The organism is Bacillus hominis (assembly GCF_018332515.1).
In the GTDB taxonomy this organism is placed as follows: domain Bacteria; phylum Bacillota; class Bacilli; order Bacillales; family Bacillaceae_G; genus Bacillus_A; species Bacillus_A hominis.
This window is the reverse complement of record NZ_BOQD01000619.1, coordinates 1-470: the sequence shown is the minus strand read 5'-3', so window position 1 is coordinate 470 and position 470 is coordinate 1. Positions and strand designations below refer to the sequence as shown.

1 protein-coding gene is annotated in these 470 nt (G+C 26.0%); it reads left to right on the top strand.

Annotation, left to right across the window (positions count from 1 at the left end):
• Nucleotides 1–220 precede the first annotated feature (220 nt).
• Nucleotides 221–470 (top strand): phosphate-starvation-inducible PsiE family protein (locus tag KI356_RS27655; protein WP_238486261.1); only part of this gene is annotated, 250 nt, incomplete at its 3' end.

Here is a 470-nt window from a genome sequence, read left to right as displayed (position 1 = left end):
TGATCCATTGTGTGACACAGCAACAACCGATTCAATTGAAGTAATCGATTATAGTTTCGTTATGTTGCTTTATAGACAAAATAGGTGAAATGCTATCTTTACTTATTTTGTCTTGTTTTAACATTTGTAATAAGAATGAAATGTATAATTTTAATGTAATGATAATTAAATAAAAATATATTGTCATTATTGTTTTATATGGAAAAGGAGAAAAGTCTTTGTGTTAAAGAATTTAAAGAGAGTATTTTCGTTGTTCCCTATCGTTCTACAGTACATTATAAATGTAGCTTTGATCTGTTTGGGAATTGTTTTAAGTGTGTTTCTTATGAAAGAAGTCATTCAATTTATACAAGAACTGAAATTGAGTGGTGAGGAATCTAGTTATCATTTAATTGATAGCATTGTCGTATTCTTTTTATATTTTGAATTCATCGTAATGATTATAAAGTATTTTCAAATGAACTTTCATT